Genomic DNA, 16,078 nt, shown 5'->3' on the forward strand with positions numbered 1-16,078 from the left:
TGGAGAGTGAGGGTGTATTAATGAAGATCCATAGTTCAAGTCAGGATTTATCGGGAGAATGGAAAATACAGCATTTTGAAGTTGGAGAGAAACGGGCAATGGATGTGGCAGCTGCTGCGCTGGATGACCGTTTTTGGATCGGGGCTGAAGTGCCTGGGGATGTACATGCTGCACTTATTGAGCGCAGTATCATTGATCCGCCCTATTACGGACATAATGATGCCAAAAGTCGCTGGATTGAACAAAAGGAATGGTGGTACCGCACAACCTTCAATCTGATGAGAGATACAGAGAGCGAGGAGCACTTTGAATTGGTGTTCGAAGGATTGGATACGTTTGCAACGGTTTACGTGAACGGCCATGAGGTCGGGAAAACGGCCAATATGCTCATGTCACATACGTTTAATGTAACGTCACTGGTACGGAGCGGCTGGAATGCGATTGCTGTCAAGTTTGACCCGCTTCACCTGCATCACCGGGACAAAGAAACCTTCGACTGGTCCTCGTATACGAAGGAACGGCCATGGCTGCGCAAAGCAGCGATGAACTTTGGCTGGGACTGGGGTCCACGTATGGTTACAGTGGGGATCTGGGGTGCGGTAAGGCTGGAAAAACGAACAATCGCCAAGCTGGAAAATGTGTATGCTCGTACGGAATCAGTCAGTACAGAGCTGGCTGTCTTACATGTCACGGCGGATGTGAAGTCGGTCTTGTCTTACCGTAGCAGACAGAAACGTGAGCAGGCTGTGGTTGCGACCTGTAATGTTCGTCTGTTGGATCGCAGCGGACACGAGGTGGCATGTGCCACTGAACTACCTCTAGAAGGTTATAAGGCAGATACCACATTAAACATTACGTCACCTCAGTTATGGTGGACTCATGATCTGGGTGAGCCGTATCTGTATACACTGGAGGTTACATTATACGCAGATGGCGTTGAGGTGGATCGTTATAGCGAGCCCTATGGGTTACGAACGATTGAGCTGGCTCTTCACAATGAACGGGGTGAAGATACATTTACGTTTATTCTGAACGGAGTCAAAGTATATGCCAAGGGTGCCAACTGGATTCCGGCTGATCATCTGATTGGTGCCATCCCAAACTCCCGGTATCGTGAGCTTGTCGAGCTGTCGGTGGAAGGGCATATGAACATGTTGCGTGTCTGGGCTGGTGGTATATATGAGAAGGATGTCTTCTACGATGAGTGTGATCGGCAAGGAGTGTTGGTGTGGCAGGATTTTGCATTCGCGAACGCACTGTTCCCGGATTTCAATCGTGATTTCATGGATAATGTACGGCAAGAGGTAGAAAACAATGTCCTGCGCCTGCGTAACCGTGCCTCGCTTGCCCTCTGGTGTGGGAATAATGAAATAGATTGGCTCTATGATATGAAGTCTGCAAGTGGAGATATTACCAGTCCGTTCTACGGCGAACTTATCTATCATGAACTGATCCCTGAAGTGCTGGATCGCTTGGATCTGTCCCGTCCGTACTGGCCTTCTTCGCCGTTCGGGGATAGTAATGGTCAGGACGCGAATGATCCCGATGTCGGGGATCGTCACAACTGGCAGGTATGGCATGGCTCGGTCTATCCAAGGAAGCATGGAGAGCCGCCGTTGCTGGACTACAGTATTGAAGGTGTGACGTTCAAAAATTACAAAAAGGATCATGCGCTTTTCAGCAGTGAATTTGGTATGCACGCCTCGGCCAATCGTTACACACTGGAGAAAAATATGCCCGCAGGGCAGTTTTACTGGGGCAGTCCGGAGATGGCCTACCGTAACAAGGATACCAATCACCAGAAAGGTATTCTGCTGATGGAGGGTTATACAGGCATTCCGCAAAATATAGAAGAATACATGAACTATTCCATGTTGACTCAAGCAGAAGGATTGCGCTATGGAATAGAACATTTCCGACGTATTAATCACCGTAACAGCGGTACACTCGTGTGGCAATTAAATGATAGCTGGCCGGGTACAAGCTGGTCGATGATCGACTATGAACTGCTGCCGAAGGCATCCTTTTATTACGGGAAAATATTCTTTCATCCTGTCCTGTTGTCATTGGAGCATGAACCGGGTGAACCGCTTGCGTTGTGGGTCGTGAACGATACACGGGACGTCTTGAAAGGTCAGCTGCTGCTCAATGTCTATGAATTGCATGGAGAGAAGATCTACTCCAGCTCACATGCTGTTGAAGTGACATCTCAATCCGCACTGTGTATTGCCGAATTAACTGAAGTAGAGGTGTTACAGGGCAGACGTGCGGAGGAAGTAATGGTTGAGTTGGTATCCGAAGGATTTGCAGCGCCGAGCAATCGGTACTTCTTGCGTGATCCTAATGATGTGACATTGCCAGAGTCTCAATTGAGTGTACATGTGAACGAAGAGGAACAGTCTGTTACGGTTACGGCCAGTGGAGCGATTGCACGATTGGTGAAGCTGGAGCTTCCCCTTGGGCGTGTCCGATTCAGTGACAATTATTTTGATCTGCTCCCTGGTGAGAGCCGAACAGTAAGACTTCGTCATCCAGAGCAAACATCTCTGCCACTGACAGAACTTCGGGTCAGTGCCATGAACGGCAGAGAAGGATAAAATAAATAGACTTCGAATTATTCGAGGTTCAAGGTGGTAATCCTGAGCAGGGATGCCACCTTTTTTACTTTTGCAGCAGGGTGAGTTCCTGTCGTTGTGTCAGGTGACCTTGGCCTTATTCCACAAGCGAAACTTCCAATCGGGTTCACATCTTGAATCGTTAAGGTTAGAATGATATAGAGAAATCGTTTTCAAAGGAGGTGGGTTCATGTCATATGTCTTTTACCCGGAGATGGTTATATTCATTCTGATGTTGATCCTGCTGATTATTGGTATTGTATATATCCGAAGGACGTTGATACTGTACAAGAAGCACCCAGAGAAGACACGTTTGCTCCACGCAAACGAAAATGAAGAAGGACACGGAATTACATAAAAAAGATAAACCAACAAACCAAACAGCCGATTCTTCTCTAATGAGGAAGTGATTGGCTGTTTGGGCATATAGGCATTTTATCCGTATTAACTGGGTTTAGAGAAAGGATTCATAACGCTGTTGGAAAGAGGATTCCATCTCCACTTGTCGAGCAAGTTGCTGCTGTACCTTTGCACCGCGAATCGTCTGAAGTTCCTGAAGTTGTGTAGTGGAACTGAATTGATCTGTAGCCATTTGGACAAGTAATTCGGAGAGCACATCCGCATCTTCGAGCGCGGCATTAAGTCCAAACGCACCGGTTGGGGTCATGGTATGAGCGGCATCACCGATGAGTACAACATTGTCCTGTGCCCACGACTGGCAATAGCTGCTTTCGACAGATAACAGAACAAAATCACTCCAGCTCTGAATATTGGCAGCTACAGAATCAGACAGGCAAGGAAAAGCAGATACAAGTTTATCTACAAAAGGAGCAATCGGCTGCTCTCGCAGCTTGGAGTAAGCTCCCTCGGGAATGTTCCACCCAATCTGAACATAACCGCCGAACTGTGAGAACAGTGCGAGCTGTTGACCATCCATGCTGGCCATCCGAACAGCGGGTTCCCAACCTACGGGTGCCGGAATGCGTGCCCAGAGCAGATCATACCCGTGCTTGCGAATCTCCGGGGTCATACCGGAATGTTTGCGTACCGCAGAGTATCTGCCATCAGCGCCAACAATTACAGATGCTTCAATGGAGGCAGGAACGCCGTTCTGCCGAATGTTAATACCCACGACCTGGCCGTTCTTGTCTCGTAACAAACCGGTCATAATCGTATTGAATAGTACTTGTTTATATGAACTGTGCTGCTGAGCATGCGACACGATGGCTTCCAGGAGATGATCTTGGGGTACATGAATACCAACATGAGATTCTCCATTGCCCGGTGATACCGTATGAATAATCTGCCCATTTTCCCAATACTGAATCTGTTCCAAGAGCAGCGCTCCGCGTTCCTGAATGAGGGAATAGAGGCCGTGTTTATTCAAAATGGCTTCGCCATCCACATTGAGCAACTCCCCGCGAAAAGACTTGTGCAGGTGGGGCTGCCGCTCAATGAGCATCGTGGAGATTCCTTGTTGATTCAGTAAATAAGAAAGCAAAGCACCGCCAGGACCTGCGCCGACGATGCAAACATCTGTTTTGAGTTGAGATTGTATATTCTGATTCATGTGCATAAGTCCCTTGCATTATAATGGTGACGCTTTATTTACTTTATAACAACAGATTTATTAAAATCATTAAGTAACTAAAAGTAACTTTAAAGATATAGGTTATTATAAACAAACTCGTTGCCATAATGCAATAGGTGAAACCCGAAATAAAACAAGAGTGGCAGTCAACGATAGAGTGTCGGATACAAGCGCATTTTTCACAAACATCATAGTGTAAATATGTTACAATATAAGGTAGGTTATGATGAAAGGCAGGAGGAACGTTTATGAGCCCGGATACGGAGCGAAACTCTCAATTGGCAAATGTAGATCAATTGTTGGAGGCCTTCTTCAGATATAAAAACAAAGTATTGGATCAGCAGCAGAAGACCGAAACCAACTGTAAACTGAATCCGACAAAAAGTCATATATTGGGCATGATTTTACGTGAAAAACGCTGCATGGCGGTTGATGTGGCCAGACAACTCAGTTTGTCTTCCGGCGCAACCACCATTGTACTGAATCAACTGGAGACGGAAGGGTTGATCCAGCGGGTGCGCAGTGAAGAAGATCGGAGAATTGTGTGGCTGTCCTTAACGGATGAAGGCGCGCAGCTTGCCAAGACACTTAATGCGAATCGCGGCCGAATGACGTGGGAATTGTTGCAAGCACTTTCCGAAGAAGAGCAACAGCAGATGTTTGGCATGTTGAAGAAAATTGAACTGAAACTGCTGGAGAACATGAAGTCGTTTGAGCAGATCCACCGGTAGTCCATATATGACTTGATCCTTGAAGACGTCAGTCCTCATGAGTTCGTCCCTAATTGCGGAGGGGTGAGCCTTGAAGACTGGCGTTTTTGAGTTTGTTCATAAATGAAAGCGAACCACATGATCCGTCATGCCTTCTTGGATCAAAATTTCTTTTTGCTTGCTGCCCATCAGGTCAAAGTGGGGAAAGGGCTGCCGCCGATGAATGTATCGCGGGTCCAGCCCATGATCGTTGCACCAACGCTCGAGACGTTCCAGATCTGCACAGCCAACTTTGGTGACACTGGTGATGTCGGGGAATCGGTTGTCAATCCAGAAATGAGTGAGGTACGCAATCTCACCCCGAGCCACTTGTTCCTTCCACGCAGCAAGCTCTTGTCGTTTAATTCCAAATGCCATAGATGCAAGTTCCTTTCCGAAGGGTATTGTCCTTAGCATATTGTAACATCTTATATACAGGATCCATCAGAATTCTTCAATCTATATAAGTTAACTAAAGATTATTTATACTGACACTACGATGACAGAATAACCTTCCAATCGCTGTTATCCCCAGATTTTTCTGATTCCCTTTTCTAAAGGGGAAAATCCGGGGATAGCGTATGCTTCCGATGCAGCTTTCTTTCAGAAAGCTTTTAGGCGAACGCTTCGCTTTTTCAGGTTTTTTCTGTCCTCTCCGTTATCGTGTAAATGAATAGTTCAACTTATATAGACTAGTCTGAGAGCAGTTAAATGGGTATATGAATATGACAACATTTTTATAATAAAGGTTGGATTATGTTAAAATAAACCTATACAACAAAGGTTTCACCACTTCTATAGCGGAAAGGGATTGTCATCATGGAAATATTTATTGCCGTACTTGTGTTACTGGTCCTGATCGGTTTATCCAATATTTTAAACCGGTTTGTACCCTTTATTCCCATTCCGCTCATTCAAATCGTGCTTGGTGTAGCTATAGCTTTGCTTCCTGCAGGTGTTCACCTGCCGTTGAATCCGGAATTGTTCTTTGTACTGTTCATCGCACCTTTGTTATACAACGATGGTAAGCGAACGCCAAGGAATGAATTATGGAATCTGCGTGCACCGATACTTCTGCTTGCACTAGGGCTTGTATTCGTGACAGTAGTCGTGGCGGGATATGCCATTCACTGGCTGATTCCTTCGATTCCGTTACCTGCTGCTTTTGCTCTTGCAGCCATATTGTCCCCGACAGATGCAGTGGCCGTTGGCGCCATGGCAGGGCGAGTACATTTGCCCAAAGGCATACATAGACTTCTTGAAGGTGAAGCATTAATGAATGATGCATCCGGCCTGGTCGCCTTCAAATTCGCAATTGCAGCCACAGTTACAGGTGTATTTTCCCTGGCGAATGCAACCTTTAGTTTTATTCTGATTGCGATTGGCGGGCTTCTTGTCGGGGCATTGTTATCTTTTCTGTTAATCAGGCTAGGGGTATGGATCCGTAGACTGGGCATGGAAGATGTGACAATTCACATGCTGCTGCAAATCCTGACGCCATTTATCATCTATCTGGTGAGTGAAGAAATTGGGGTATCAGGTATTCTTGCGGTAGTGGCAGGCGGTATTATCCACGCCATTGAGCGTGACCGTGCTGAATCGGTTCAGTTGAAAATGCAGGTGGTATCTGCGAGCACATGGTCAGTCATTTTATTTATACTAAATGGTCTGGTGTTTGTTATTCTGGGTGTACAGGTCCCGGATGTGTTGAGTACCATATTTGAAAATGTTTCGTTTAATAACTTGCAGGTGTTGGGGTATGTGGGCTTGATCTCTGTGCTACTGCTGGTTCTGCGTTTCCTCTGGATCTATCTGTTCTGGCAAGGGAATGAATTGCTGCGTACCAAATCCTCAATTGGCCGGCCCAGATTCAAGGATATTACGATCATTTCCCTCTCTGGGGTGCGGGGGGCTGTAACATTGGCGGGTGCCTTCTCCATTCCTTATGTGCTTCAGGATGGATCACCTTTTCCTGAAAGGGATCTGATTATTTTCCTCGCGGCAGGGGTTATCCTCTTCTCCCTGATTGCGGCGAGCGTGTTTCTTCCCGTTCTGGCCAAGGACGATGGGAAATCCACAGAAGAAACACCGCAGAAGTCAGAACGAAAAGCACATGACATTATGCTGAATGCGGCAATACGAGCTGTCAAATCCGAAATGAACGATGAGAACAAAGCTGCCGCTCTCGCGGTTGTCTCCGACTTGTCCAAATACATCAGACAGGCCGCAGGTCAGCTTACCGCCGATAAACGCAAAGATATTCAGAAACAAGAAACGGCTATTAACCTGATTGCCACCCGTGCGGAACGTAAAGAAGTTGAAGTAATGTTGGACGAAAATGCAATTGCTTCTGATGCGGCCTTCAAATGTGACAGCTGGTTGGATCGCAAGGAAATGATGCTGGCGAATCGCGCAAACACTCAGTTCATGACTTCGATCAGCGAGATCGGGCGTGTGTTAGGACATCTGTTCACCAACCGGTCCCAAAAGCCGAATCAACCATTCATGCTAGAAAATGCAGAACTGTTCCGTCAGGTGAAGTTACGTACCTCTGAATCGGCAATTAAGGCCATTCGTGCCCATATGAATGATGGGAATCGAGTCGTCGCACTGTCGGTCATTGCCAAGTATGAGCGTGTAATTGCCAAATTGCGCACCTGGAACCAGGGTAAAACGGAAGATCCGTTTAATCAGGAGAAATTGGAGTTGCAGATGGTGGCCATTCAGGAACAGCGCAATACGGTTCAACAGCTGTATGAAAACGGCGAAATCACCCGTGATGTGGCTGCGAAACTTCGTCGGTTTATTAACGACGTTGAAGCGACTGCGCTGAAAAACACCTAATCCGATAAATCCGATATTTTAAATATGCTAAACGGTTTGATATAATATGGACAAGAAAGACATCACAACTAAATTGTACTTATTCGATCAGTGAAGGAGAGATGAGACATGGCAGAACAACAAATTCGGTTGGGTAAAACGGATCTGATCGTGAATCCCATTGGACTGGGTGCGAATGCAGTAGGCGGACATAATATCTATCCGGACATGCTGAATGATGAGACGGGTAAGGAAGTGGTTCGTACAGCTTTGAAACAAGGTATTAACTTTGTGGATACGGCATACATCTATGGACCTGAGCATTCCGAACGACTGATCGGTGAAGTATTGAAGGAAACCGGTCAGCGGCAGAATACCATCATTGCAACCAAGGCAGCTCATAAATTAGTGGATGGCAAGATTGTCATGGATAACTCACCTGCTTTTCTGAAAACAGCCGTGGATGAGGCGTTGAAACGTCTGCAAACCGATTACATTGATCTGTTCTACATCCACTTTCCGGATGAACATACGCCTAAGGATGAAGCGGTAGATGCGTTAAAACAATTAAAAGACGCTGGTAAAATCCGCGCCATTGGCGTATCTAATTTCTCCATTGATCAGTTGCGTGAAGCCAACAAGGACGGGCATGTAGACGTACTGCAATCTGAATATAATCTGTTCAAAAGAGATGCGGAGAAAGAGCTGTTGCCGTATACGGCTGAGCATAACATTTCTTTTGTGCCCTATTTCCCACTGGCTGCGGGACTGCTGGGCGGTAAATATAATCGCAATACAACCTTTCAGGATGGACGGGCGAAGAACCCGCTGTTTACAGGTGAAGCTTTCATTGAAAATTTGGATAAAGTTGAGCAACTGCGCAGCATAGCACAATCCAAGGATGTTGAGGTTGCTCATCTGGTTCTGGCCTGGTACCTGACACAGCCTTCCATTGATGCATTGATTCCGGGTGCCAAACGACCGGAACAGGTCATTAACAATCTGCAAACATTAAATGTGGAATTAACTGCTGAGGAAATTGCAGTCGTGGATCAGATCTTTCGTTAATGAGTTTGAGTGAATCGGGAAATGCTAACAGGGAGTTTACGTATGAAGATAAAGTGAGGACACCACATGAACCTGAAGGCAGTCCGAGTCATCGGAATGTTCACGCTAATTATTTTGCTGGGTAGCAGTTCTGCCTATGCAAAGCCTGTACAGAAGAACCGTCAGTATTATGAGGAACGAGGAGAGATTGTGTGGGAAGTTCCCACACAGGATAAACTCATCGCCCTTACCTTTGATGATGGACCAGATCCGATTCAGACTCCGCAGATTCTGGCTTTGCTTCAGCAGTACCATGCCAAAGGAACTTTTTTTGTACTTGGCAAATGGGCAGATAAATTTCCTGAACTGATTAAGCAGGAACAGCTCGAAGGGCATGAAATCGCCAATCATACGTATGCGCACACGTATGCAGTTCGATCAACTAGTGCGGACAAGTACATGAAGGATATGAACGAAGCGGAAAGTTCCATCATTGAAGCGGGTGCTGAGCGTCCCCTGTTGTTCAGGCCACCGGGCGGCTATTACAATGACATGGTCATCCAGGCTGCCAAACAAAAAGGGTATACCATTGTACTCTGGTCCTGGCATCAGGATACACGGGACTGGGCTTCTCCAGGTGTATCAGCTATCGTTAAAAAAGTACTGAATAACGCACGCAATGGGGATATTGTACTCTTCCACGATAAGGTGGAAGGCAAGTCTCATACGGTAGCTGCACTCAAAACAATCCTGCCGAAGTTACAGCAGCAAGGGTACCAATTCGTTACGGTGTCTGAGCTGCTTGCTGTCAAGGCACGCGAAGCCGCGAAGGATGGAACTTCGCCTTCGTCTATTTTAAAGCATGTGCAGCCCTGAACATGGTAATCCAATTAGAAACCGAAGGTCTCAGTTGAAGAGACCTTCGGTTTCTTTATCTTGGTCTTCATATCAACCATGGAATCAGGCGTAGGAGGTTATTGCCGTGTCCCTTTTGTTTTGAAACCAAAACGTCTACAATAGATGGAGCTTTATGTTTAAGGGTTATATAGTATACAAGATATGAATTACGACATAGAGGAGAGTGAACATAATGAATGGACAACAACGTGTGAATATTAAGCCAGGTCTGGAAGTGGACATTGTGCTGAAGCAGGATCAAGCTACAGGTAAGCTGACACGTGGCATTGTGAAGGATCTGTTAACCAAGTCACCTACGCATCCACACGGAATCAAAGTACGACTGACGAGTGGTCAAGTGGGACGTGTGAAACAGGTCATTACAGGAGTCTCGAACTAACTGTGGCCCAAAGTGGGGAGATGAGTACTACCGCAGAAGTAATGGCACATCTGGCTTCGGGCAATACACGTCAGCAGGACGCCTATTATGTGTTACAGAGTAGTGGATTGCTCGAAATATTAGCTGACTATCACCCGTATCCAGCAGGAACGGTACCAATTGATATTGATATTCCGGGCAGTGATCTGGATCTGCTGTGTTATGCAGAGGATCTGGATGTGTTTGAAGCCGAGATGTACAATCGAATCGGAGCCGTTGCTGAATTTCAATGTGTACGTGGTGGGGATCTTCCAGACCAACGTCCTTATGTGACTTGTAATTTGCAAGTGGGACATTGGCCTGTGGAGATTTTTGCCCAATCCGTGCCGGTTAATAGGCAGAATGCATACCTACATATGATTGTGGAGTGGAGATTGTTACAACTTTGGGGAGACGCGGGGCACCGTGAGATCCGCAGACTGAAACAGGCAGGGTGGAAGACGGAGCCTGCATTTGCTTCTGTACTTGGATTACAGGGAGATCCATATTTGGACATGTTGCATCTGGCAGAGATGAAACGTGAAGATCTCTGGAACTGGGCGCGTTCACGCACGTTTTTTTGAACGGTTTAGTATAATCTTTGGTCAGATTAGAAAGATGGCTACAATTGTCGTTACCGTGAGTCCCAGCAGTACAGGCTTCAGGTTGCGTCTTGCAAGTTCAAAAGGATTGACTCCGCAGATTGCAGCAGCAGGAATCAATGCCCATGGAATCAAGGTTCCGCCACCTACCCATATGGCTGCAACCTGACCGAGTGCTGTCAGCACAGGTGCGGAATCTGCCGTTCCTGCAAACATGGACGCAATCGAGCCAACCAGGGATATCCCCGAGAACCCCGAACCATCCATACCGGTAACTGCTCCGGTCACCGTCATTGTAATTGCCCCCACCGTATCATTCAATGGCACTAGTCCAGCAAGTGCGACCCCAAGATCATTCACAATCCCGTGTGAACCTTCAGGAAGAGGGTTGATGAACAACTCCGTAATCGCAGCATCTCCCAGATAAAAAAATGCAGCTATGGGAATAACCGGTCCAAACACCTTGAAACCAAACTGAAATCCTTCTATTAAATAGTTAGTCGTTTCCTCTGGTCCCGCATGTCGATGTGCGGCAAGGGTAACGGCGATCAGTATAACTACAGCAGTTCCGCCAATCAGAGCTGTTGCATCGCCGCCCTGCAACTTCAATACAAACATCAGAATCACATCAACTGCGAATAACAGAGGAATAAGCAGTGCGAAAGCTTTTTGCAGACGGGGTGACATCACTTGACGTTGAGCAGGCTGATTAGCGGGTAGGGCGGTGGTGGGCACAGTCTCAGATGAGGAAGAAGGTTCCGTACTCACGGTGGCATCTGGGGAATGAACAGGTGAGCCTGATCTCATCTCTTTGCGCAGCATCCAGAAGGCTGTAAGGGTAGATACGGTCCCCATGACAATAACTAAAGGAATGCTTGCCGTCATGACGGAAGTAACGGGGAGACCCGCTGCATCAGCCGTAAGTTTGGGAGCCCCTTGAATAATGTAATCCCCTGACAGTGCAATCCCATGTCCAAACAGGTTCATGGCAATGGCAGCTCCAATCGGAGGAAGGCCTACACGCACGGCTACAGGAAGCAGTACAGCACCGACTAAAGCTACTGCTGGGGATGGCCAGAAAAATAGCGATACGACCATCATGATCAATCCGATACCCCAATACGCGACCTGAGGAGAACGGATAAACCGGGTGACGGGTGTCACCATGACCTCATTGATGCCTGTTCTGATCAGAACGCGGCTCATCGCCACAATAATCGAGATGATGAAGATCGTACTTAACAATTCTTTTGTTGCATAGATAAAACTGCTGAAGATCCCAGCAACTGACCCGCTTAAGGTTTCGGTTGCCAGAAGTCCAATGGTCATAATACCCGCGACACAGATGATGGTGGTGTCCCTGCGCCGGATCATTACCGCAATAATCAAGATGATATATGCCAGATAGACATAGTGTAATGCCGTGAGTTGAATATTCATCGAACAGGCCTCCCTACATCCTGGTGACTATCCCGAGGAGTGATATATCGTATGCATGTCAAGATCGGGCGTTCGTGGAGTTGAGGGCTTGCCGCAGCATTTATTTTTAGGGAGAAGCTTCTGAGCTATAAATGAAGGACTTATTTTACAACTGGAGAATTTATTACTACATGAAACTTGTCACTCTTGAAATTGGAGCGGATGAAAGTCACCAGAATTGATATGTGAAGGTCACGTGACCCCATAGACAATGGCAAGCAGGGGTGATTACAATAAACATGCCATCATAAGGAAGAAAATAGAAAAACTATGTTGAACTAAAAGGGCGGGAATCCATAATCCATGAATTTTATCCGTTCACTTCGTTTTAAATTTATAGTGGGTCTTACATTGATCATGCTGCCATTATTCATGCTGCTTTATTACAACAACGTCTACGCGATGAAAGTTGTACGTGACAAAGTATCCCTCACCAATATGAATCATCTCGCCAAGAGTGTGGAGCAGAATGAGCGTGTGTTACAGGAGACGAATCGGTATTTATATAGTCTGGGTGAGCGGGACCCGGATATTATCTCTCTGTTTTTTCTAAAATACGGCAGCGGTGATTATATCATTGCAAAGCAACGGATTATGAACAAATTCATGACAGATATCGGTTTTTATAATCTAATCGATTCTTTTTTTCTATATGATGCGGTGAATGATGATCTGCTGCTCGCGACTTCAGGCAATTATGATGTCAAAAAGTCGGTTGTGCAGGAGAGTATGCCAGTCCAGATGCAGCAATTGGAAGGGGATATCCAGAAGCCGGAATGGAGCATCGTGCGTGGCGGGACGTGGAATGCGCTGGTGAAAACGGTGCGAATCAACCAGCAGTTCTATGCAGGTGCACTTGTGGATATGAATGCACTGAATCATACACAACAATTCACTGAATCCGGAGATCGGGGAGGCGCAGTCATTGTTGGAACAGACGGTGGGGCGCTATCGGATTCCACATTAAATACTGCACAGATTCAGCTGGCTGCAGCGCATCTCTCCGGCCTGAAGAATCCGTATCAGGTTATCTCTGAAGTTGTGAACAAGGGCGAAGCGCGTCAATATTTGATGCTGGGTATTGCCTCGGCCATGTCCGAGATGAATTATATCGTGCTGCTGCCTGAGGAAGACATGATGCGTAACCTCCCGTTTTTCCAGCAGATCATTCGTCTGCTTCCCATTGGTGCGGCAGTTATTCTGGTTACTGCACTGATCTTTTTGCGGCATCTGTTATTCCGCCCGATGAATGCGTTAATCCGAGGCATGAGAAGGGTGAGCCGTGGAGATCTCGATGTGAAGCTGGACCCGCCATCTTCCTCGGAACTTGAATTTATGACCCGAAGTTTTAATCAAATGACCAGTGAGATCAGGCATCTGAAGATTGATGTGTATGAGGAACAGCTGCGGACGCGGGAGGCAGAGTTCAAACAACTGCAGATGCAGATCAATCCTCACTTTTACCTGAATTCACTCAATATTATTCATAGTCTGGCTTCCTTGCAAAAGCATGAGTTGGTGCAGCAGATGGCTGGTCATCTGGCCGATTATTTTCGATTCAGTCTGCGTGCAGGCAAACGTGTTATTCGTCTGGATGAAGAGCTCGAGCACATTCGTCATTACTTAGAAATTCAAAAGTTGAGGTTTCCAAGCAGATTCGATTTTGAACTGGATGTCGAACCGAATCTGGGACATTATGTGATTCCGCCATTAACCATTCAGCCTTTTGTAGAGAATGCCATTATTCATGGATTTCAGCGCCGGACACAAGCATTTGTCATTCGGATCGTGGCGCGCCTCGGTGAGAAGTCGTCCGGTCAGATCGATGGGACGGTGCTTCAACTGATGATTGTGGACAATGGTGTCGGATTTGAAGAGGAGTTGTTGGGGCGTCTGCAACATGGTCAATACGCTGAAGACCCGAGTGGACAGCATATCGGTATATGGAACGTGGCTCATCGGCTTTTAGTAAAGTATGGTGATCAGGCCAGTTTGCAGTTTGGCAATGAGGTGGATCATGGCGCCAAAGTCATCATTGATTTACCCGCTCAGACCGAAGAGGAAGAAGGGGGAGCCTATGCGGAACCTGTTGATCGTGGATGATGAAGTGTATGCATTACAAGCAATGGTGGAAGGAGTCGATTGGCAAGCAGCAGGTATTGACCAGGTATATAGTGCTGGTGATGCCGAAGAGGCAAGAAAGATTTTAAGGGCAAATGCTATCGATATCATGATCTGTGATATCGAGATGCCCGGTGAAACAGGGCTTGACCTGCAAAGCTGGGTGTTGAAACATGATCCAGGCATACTGACCATTTTCCTGACAGGGCATGCTTTATTCGATTATGCTCAGACAGCCATTAAGCTAAACAGCTTTGATTATGTGTTGAAGCCGGCTCCAGCTGATCAATTGATTAAGGTAGTAACTCAGGCAGTGGAAAAGATCAAGGATGGAGAGCAGCGTACCCGTACCAACGAAGTTTATGAGACCGTATACAAACGCTGGAAAACCCATAAACCGCTGCTGACGGAACGCTTTTGGAAAGATGCCATCTCTCAGCGTATCACGTTAACCCAGCAACGGTTGCAAGAGCTCGCAGAATTGTATGGTGCCGAGATTGATCCGCAGGCTCGTGTGTTACCCATTGTGATCTCAGTAGAGGAATGGGTGCGTGATTTTGATTTGCGTGACGAAGAGGTATTGGAATATGCCCTTCGTAATGCAGCCAAAGAGATGTTACTTGGCGACAAACCCGGTGAGGTGTTTCAGGATCAAAGTGGATTAAATATTGTGCTTGCTTATGAGCAAGATGGCATCATTCCGAGTGCGAGCGAAGTGGCACAACATTGTCAGGGGTATATTCAGGAATGTGGTACGTATTTCTACTGTCGGTTGTCCTGTTATGTTGGTGCCCCGGTTGCTGTAACTGAGCTGCAAGGCATGTTAAATGAACTGATGGATATGGAACGTCGCAATATTAAGGAGCTTGAAGAAGTTTTTGTCTATGATGAGTGGGGAAGAGATCAGGAAGATCGCTTTTTGCCTATTCCATGGTTTTCGGAATTATCCATTCTTTTTGAGACGGGTAAAGTAGGGGATTTGCGAGAACGTGTGGATGAGATTTTTGAGTTGCTTGCTGCCCAGGAGGGATTGTCTCCTGAAATGCTGCATCTCTACTATCATGCCATGCTGCATGTGGTCTATCCGCTGCTTCATCAGAAAAACGTATCAATACGCAGTCTGTATCCGGGTGAACGGGAGCCGGAAGAGGGTATGGTGACAAGGTCGTTGCCGCAGTTGAAACAGTGGACAGCTGATCTGATTGATCGTGTTATCCCGGTGTTGTACCCGGACGATCATAGCCCCATGACCATTGTGGATCAGTTGTGCGTTTATATTGAAACTCATATTGGTGAAGAACTCATGCGAGAGGAACTTGCAGCTTTTGCCGGATTCAATCCTGCTTATCTATCCCGTCTGTTTCGGAAAGAGAAGGGCATGTCCCTATCTGAGTTTATCCTGCAGGGCAGAGTAGCCAGAGCGAAGACATTGTTGTCCCAGTCCACCGTCAAAGTGACGGATATCGCTGGCAAGGTGGGGTACTATAATTACTCGCATTTCACCAAAATGTTCAAAAAGTGCACGGGTATAACGCCACAGGAGTTTCGAAAACAGTCACGTACCGTATAGTTCAGGGCGCAGCATGCTGCGCCTTTGTTTTGTTTATTTTGGCACTAAAGTCATAATTTGATAAGTCAACAGGTCACCACAGCAGATAGAGGTCTTACTCGCCCCGCCGTATACTTGAACCACAGGAGCCGCAACGGAGCTTCATCCTGAGGAAGAATTCAAGAGG

Annotated in this window: 13 protein-coding genes; 10 read left to right on the forward strand and 3 right to left on the reverse strand. The window is 46.7% G+C overall.

Annotated elements, in window-relative coordinates; translation table 11 throughout:
- Positions 1 to 20: 20 nt before the first annotated feature.
- A complete protein-coding gene (locus tag ACETMN_RS11025; protein WP_411736141.1) occupies positions 21 to 2,597 on the forward strand; it encodes a beta-mannosidase in 2,577 nt (858 codons plus the stop codon).
- A 208-nt stretch (positions 2,598 to 2,805) separates the two neighbouring features.
- The gene (locus ACETMN_RS11030; RefSeq protein ID WP_179198559.1) at positions 2,806 to 2,973 is read left to right on the forward strand and encodes a hypothetical protein; all 168 of its coding nucleotides are present in this window, start codon (positions 2,806 to 2,808) and stop codon (positions 2,971 to 2,973) included.
- Between the two features lie 96 nt (positions 2,974 to 3,069).
- On the opposite strand, the gene ACETMN_RS11035 is transcribed toward ACETMN_RS11030, so the two are convergent.
- The gene (locus ACETMN_RS11035) at positions 3,070 to 4,185 is read right to left on the reverse strand and encodes an FAD-dependent monooxygenase (RefSeq protein ID WP_091017457.1); all 1,116 of its coding nucleotides are present in this window, start codon (positions 4,183 to 4,185) and stop codon (positions 3,070 to 3,072) included.
- A gap of 269 nt (positions 4,186 to 4,454) precedes the next feature.
- On the opposite strand from ACETMN_RS11035, the gene ACETMN_RS11040 reads away from it, so the two are divergent.
- Positions 4,455 to 4,937 (forward strand): MarR family winged helix-turn-helix transcriptional regulator, encoded by a 483-nt coding sequence (locus ACETMN_RS11040; protein ID WP_036609579.1) that lies wholly within the window; start codon positions 4,455 to 4,457, stop codon positions 4,935 to 4,937.
- A 96-nt stretch (positions 4,938 to 5,033) separates the two neighbouring features.
- Here the strand turns inward: ACETMN_RS11040 and ACETMN_RS11045 are convergent, their stop codons facing one another.
- Positions 5,034 to 5,333, reverse strand: a complete 300-nt coding sequence (locus ACETMN_RS11045) for a hypothetical protein (protein WP_091017455.1) — start codon at positions 5,331 to 5,333, stop codon at positions 5,034 to 5,036.
- Positions 5,334 to 5,774: 441 nt separating this feature from the next.
- Between ACETMN_RS11045 and ACETMN_RS11050 the strand changes: the two genes are divergently transcribed.
- The 5 genes from ACETMN_RS11050 (at position 5,775) to ACETMN_RS11070 (ending at position 10,724) form a co-directional block, all read left to right on the forward strand.
- Complete coding sequence (locus ACETMN_RS11050; protein ID WP_091017453.1) at positions 5,775 to 7,799, forward strand: Na+/H+ antiporter; 2,025 nt, start codon at positions 5,775 to 5,777, stop codon at positions 7,797 to 7,799.
- 108 nt (positions 7,800 to 7,907) lie between these two features.
- The gene (locus tag ACETMN_RS11055) at positions 7,908 to 8,846 is read left to right on the forward strand and encodes an aldo/keto reductase (RefSeq protein WP_091017452.1); all 939 of its coding nucleotides are present in this window, start codon (positions 7,908 to 7,910) and stop codon (positions 8,844 to 8,846) included.
- Positions 8,847 to 8,912: 66 nt separating this feature from the next.
- Positions 8,913 to 9,701, forward strand: coding sequence for a polysaccharide deacetylase family protein (locus tag ACETMN_RS11060; RefSeq protein WP_091017450.1), 789 nt, complete (start codon positions 8,913 to 8,915; stop codon positions 9,699 to 9,701).
- Between the two features lie 214 nt (positions 9,702 to 9,915).
- Positions 9,916 to 10,122, forward strand: a complete 207-nt coding sequence (locus ACETMN_RS11065; RefSeq protein WP_091017448.1) for a YwbE family protein — start codon at positions 9,916 to 9,918, stop codon at positions 10,120 to 10,122.
- A 20-nt stretch (positions 10,123 to 10,142) separates the two neighbouring features.
- Positions 10,143 to 10,724: a DUF4269 domain-containing protein gene (locus ACETMN_RS11070; RefSeq protein ID WP_146117086.1), complete on the forward strand. Its 582-nt coding sequence runs from the start codon at positions 10,143 to 10,145 to the stop codon at positions 10,722 to 10,724.
- 21 nt (positions 10,725 to 10,745) lie between these two features.
- Here ACETMN_RS11070 and ACETMN_RS11075 read toward each other — a convergent pair whose 3' ends face one another.
- Positions 10,746 to 12,182 carry a hypothetical protein gene (locus ACETMN_RS11075; protein WP_091017444.1) on the reverse strand — a complete coding sequence of 479 codons (1,437 nt, stop codon included), beginning with the start codon at positions 12,180 to 12,182 and terminating at the stop codon, positions 10,746 to 10,748.
- 342 nt (positions 12,183 to 12,524) lie between these two features.
- Here ACETMN_RS11075 and ACETMN_RS11080 point away from each other — a divergent pair, with 342 nt between their 5' ends.
- Positions 12,525 to 14,324: a sensor histidine kinase gene (locus ACETMN_RS11080; protein WP_091017442.1), complete on the forward strand. Its 1,800-nt coding sequence runs from the start codon at positions 12,525 to 12,527 to the stop codon at positions 14,322 to 14,324.
- Positions 14,299 to 15,912 (forward strand): helix-turn-helix domain-containing protein, encoded by a 1,614-nt coding sequence (locus tag ACETMN_RS11085; RefSeq protein ID WP_179198558.1) that lies wholly within the window; start codon positions 14,299 to 14,301, stop codon positions 15,910 to 15,912. Before ACETMN_RS11080 ends, ACETMN_RS11085 begins: the two co-directional genes overlap by 26 nt.
- Positions 15,913 to 16,078: the final 166 nt, after the last annotated feature.

It is taken from the genome of Paenibacillus sp. M2 (assembly GCF_046713495.1).
In the GTDB taxonomy this organism is placed as follows: Bacteria; Bacillota; Bacilli; order Paenibacillales; family Paenibacillaceae; genus Paenibacillus; species Paenibacillus amylolyticus_B.

Bases quoted from the DNA above. Each gene is read 5' to 3' on its own strand.
- ACETMN_RS11025 (WP_411736141.1), top strand. From the start codon at position 21: ATGAAGATCCATAGTTCAAGTCAGGATTTATCGGGAGAATGGAAAATA.
- ACETMN_RS11030 (WP_179198559.1), top strand. From the start codon at position 2,806: ATGTCATATGTCTTTTACCCGGAGATGGTTATATTCATTCTGATGTTG.
- ACETMN_RS11035 (WP_091017457.1), bottom strand. From the start codon at position 4,185: ATGAATCAGAATATACAATCTCAACTCAAAACAGATGTTTGCATCGTC.
- ACETMN_RS11040 (WP_036609579.1), top strand. From the start codon at position 4,455: ATGAGCCCGGATACGGAGCGAAACTCTCAATTGGCAAATGTAGATCAA.
- ACETMN_RS11045 (WP_091017455.1), bottom strand. From the start codon at position 5,333: ATGGCATTTGGAATTAAACGACAAGAGCTTGCTGCGTGGAAGGAACAA.
- ACETMN_RS11050 (WP_091017453.1), top strand. From the start codon at position 5,775: ATGGAAATATTTATTGCCGTACTTGTGTTACTGGTCCTGATCGGTTTA.
- ACETMN_RS11055 (WP_091017452.1), top strand. From the start codon at position 7,908: ATGGCAGAACAACAAATTCGGTTGGGTAAAACGGATCTGATCGTGAAT.
- ACETMN_RS11060 (WP_091017450.1), top strand. From the start codon at position 8,913: ATGAACCTGAAGGCAGTCCGAGTCATCGGAATGTTCACGCTAATTATT.
- ACETMN_RS11065 (WP_091017448.1), top strand. From the start codon at position 9,916: ATGAATGGACAACAACGTGTGAATATTAAGCCAGGTCTGGAAGTGGAC.
- ACETMN_RS11070 (WP_146117086.1), top strand. From the start codon at position 10,143: ATGAGTACTACCGCAGAAGTAATGGCACATCTGGCTTCGGGCAATACA.
- ACETMN_RS11075 (WP_091017444.1), bottom strand. From the start codon at position 12,182: ATGAATATTCAACTCACGGCATTACACTATGTCTATCTGGCATATATC.
- ACETMN_RS11080 (WP_091017442.1), top strand. From the start codon at position 12,525: ATGAATTTTATCCGTTCACTTCGTTTTAAATTTATAGTGGGTCTTACA.
- ACETMN_RS11085 (WP_179198558.1), top strand. From the start codon at position 14,299: ATGCGGAACCTGTTGATCGTGGATGATGAAGTGTATGCATTACAAGCA.